This window comes from Actinotalea sp., assembly GCF_041597215.1.
In the GTDB taxonomy this organism is placed as follows: Bacteria; Actinomycetota; Actinomycetes; order Actinomycetales; family Cellulomonadaceae; genus Actinotalea.
The window spans coordinates 1-2,863 of record NZ_JBFHHB010000323.1 but is presented as its reverse complement, the minus strand read 5'-3'; the positions used below and the strand labels follow the sequence as shown (position 1 = coordinate 2,863).

General features: G+C 68.1%; 4 protein-coding genes. All 4 read left to right on the top strand.

From position 1 onward, the window contains the following. Window positions 1-472, top strand: a 472-nt coding sequence (locus ABWK99_RS15415) for a hypothetical protein (RefSeq protein WP_372595573.1), incomplete at its 5' end; no start/stop codon positions are given. 35 nt (window positions 473-507) lie between these two features. Then, window positions 508-1,719 (top strand): DUF5309 family protein, encoded by a 1,212-nt coding sequence (locus ABWK99_RS15410; RefSeq protein WP_372595572.1) that lies wholly within the window; start codon window positions 508-510, stop codon window positions 1,717-1,719. A 257-nt stretch (window positions 1,720-1,976) separates the two neighbouring features. Further along, complete coding sequence (locus tag ABWK99_RS15405) at window positions 1,977-2,342, top strand: hypothetical protein (protein ID WP_372595571.1); 366 nt, start codon at window positions 1,977-1,979, stop codon at window positions 2,340-2,342. After that, window positions 2,339-2,728 (top strand): DUF6093 family protein, encoded by a 390-nt coding sequence (locus ABWK99_RS15400; protein WP_372595570.1) that lies wholly within the window; start codon window positions 2,339-2,341, stop codon window positions 2,726-2,728. Before ABWK99_RS15405 ends, ABWK99_RS15400 begins: the two co-directional genes overlap by 4 nt. Window positions 2,729-2,863 lie beyond the last annotated feature (135 nt).

Sequence of the window (2,863 nt, the reverse complement as noted above, 5' to 3'; positions counted from 1 at the left end):
GGCTGACCGGGTGTCCGCGCTCGAGGCGGAGTTGGCGAAGCTCCAGGGCAAGGAAGCGGAGTTCGCGGAGGCTCAGAAGGCCCGCGAAGCCGAGTCCGCTGCTCTGGCGAAGGCAAACGACCGCATCCGTCGGTCGGAGGTTCTGCGCGCGGCGAAGGGTGTTCTCGCGGACCCCTCGGACGCGCTCCGGTATCTCGACATCGACCCGTTCGTCGTCAGTGACGACGGGGAGATCGATGAGGCCGCCATCGCTGAGGCGCTGGCTGACCTCGTGACATCTCGGCCCTACCTCGCGCGGGCGGAAGGCCAGCAGAAGCGGTTCCAGGGCAACGCCGACCAGGGGGCGCGCAACGCGACCACCAAGTCGGAGGAACAGCGGCTCGTCGACGAACTCGGCGAGGCCACGCGCGGTCGACAGTTCGAGCGCGCAATCCAGATCCGTCAGCGCCTCGCGGCGATCAAGTCCGCGTGAGCGCACCTAAGCCAACCGCCTGAGGAGGCACCAACATGGCTGGAATCACCGGTCTCGGGACGACCTTCAACCTCCCGAACTACCACGGAGAGCTCATCCAGCTCTCCCCCACCGACACCCCTCTCCTGTCCCTCGCCGGCGGGATCGGTGGCGGCAAGCAGACCACCTCGACCTCGTTCGAGTGGCAGACCGAGGACCTGCGCGACCCGGAGAGCCGCCCCCGGCTCGAGGGTGCGGACGCGCCGACCGCGGAGTCCCGCGTGCGCGCGAACGTCGAGAACGTCGTGCAGATCTTCCACGAGGCCGTGTCGACCTCGTACACGAAGCAGGCTGCCACCGGACAGTACGGGACGCCCTCCTCGGCCCCGTTCTACTCGGCCGACGGCACCCCGAACCCGGTCGGCAACGAGCACTCGCACCAGGTCATGACGGCCCTCGCGACGATCGCCCGTGACGTGAACTACGTCTTCTGGCACGGCGTCAAGGTCAAGCCGACCTCCAACGCCACGGCCCGTGCGACCGCTGGCCTGCTCTCGTCCATCACGTCGAACGTGCAGACGAAGAAGGCGCTCGTCTCTGGCGCATCGGCTGCGACGGACACGATCACCGTCACCCACGACCTCGTCGTGGACGACAAGGTCGTCTTCACCGCCGTCGGAGCGGCGACCGCGATCAAGCCCCACCGGGCGTACTGGGTCACCGCTGCCACTGGCACCACCTCGTTCAAGGTGTCCGCGACGAAGGGCGGGTCGGCCATCACGATCGGCACCGCCACCGGCCTCGCGTTCTACCCGCTCAAGGCGGCGAACACGGTCGGCGTGGACGACATCAACGCGCTCGCGCAGTCCGCGTTCGACAACGGCGGGATCTCCCTCCAGGACACGGCGACCCTGTTCGTCCCGTCCGGGCAGAAGATCCAGGTCTCCAAGGCATACGGCAACGCCTACGGCAAGTCGGACGCCCTCGCGGGCACCCGCAACGTCGCCGGCATCGCGGTCAACACGATCGAGACGGACTTCGGTGTCCTGAACATCGTCATCGACCGCGCGCTGCCCGCCGACGCCCTGGCGATCGTCTCGCTCGAGCAGGTCGACCCGGTCTTCCTGAGCATCCCCGACAAGGGCGTGCTCTTCGAGGAGGAGCTGGCGAAGACTGGCGCGTCCGACCGGACGCAGATCTACGGCGAGATCGGCCTGAAGTACGGGAACGAGGCCGCGCACGCGGTCGCCCGCGGCTTCTTCGCCTGACCTTCGTCCATCTTCACCGTCTGACTAGGGAGGCCGCCGTGGCTCTTGATCTTCTCGCTACGGCGGCCGACCTGTCGACTCGCGGTACCCCCACCGACGACGCCGGCCTTGTGTCGGCGATGCTCGAGGCTGCGTCTGCGGCTGTTCGTGAGGCTGCCGGTTCGGTCATCACGCGCACGTCGTCTGTGGTGACCCTCGAGGCTCCGATGGGGCCGAACCTGTCGTTGCCTTTCTCGCCGGTTCGGGGCGTCTCTGACGTGTCGATCGACGGGGAGGCGGTGACGGACTACACGCTCGTCTCCGGGCGGCTGTGGCGCGCTTCGGGCTGGTTGCTCGGGTGCGGTCCGTCGCTCGTGACGATGACCGTCGACCACGGTGTCGACGTGGCGCCCGCGGATCTGGTCGACCTCGTGTGCTCGCTCGCTGCGGCTGGTGTCGCGGCTGCTGCGGACGGTTACGACCCGAAGCGTGGCATGGCGTATGAGCGCATCGACGACTACCAGTACGGGCTGCGTCAGGGTGACGACGAGGTCGTGAACCCGATGATCCTGCCTGAGCGCACCCGCCTGTGGCTGCGTCAGCGCTTCGGCGGCGGGTCCTACGTGACGGGCGTCGTGCAGTGAGCTCGACGGGCGCGCTGCTCGCCGGTCGTAGGGCTGCCGAGCGTCAGATGGTCGACTCGGTGTCGCTGTTCACGGTCGGCGCGCTCGTGACCGATCAGACGACGGGTGTGGTCACTGTCGGCCGTGATCTGGTCTGGTCGGGTCCGGGCAAGGTGACGACGTATGAGCCGCAGGAGTCCTCTCCTGAGGCGGCTGGTGCGACGTTCACGGTGCAGCGCTACCGGCTGCACATCCCGGTCGGTTCGTGCGCCCCGAAGGTCGGGATGATCGCGACCGTCTCCTCGGTCCTCGACCCCGGCCTGACCGGTCGCGAGTTCCGGGTCGTCGCGCTGCTGCACAAGTCGTTCACGACGGCCTACCGACTGATGGTCGAGGAGGTCGGCTGATGGCGATCTACGCGGACGTCTCCGAGGTGAACCGCCTCGCCGCTGACCTGTCGCACGTGACCTCGTCGCGCCTGGTCGGCCTGGTCGACCCTGTGGTGAAGAAGGCCGCGCAGAACGTCAAGGACGAGATGGTCG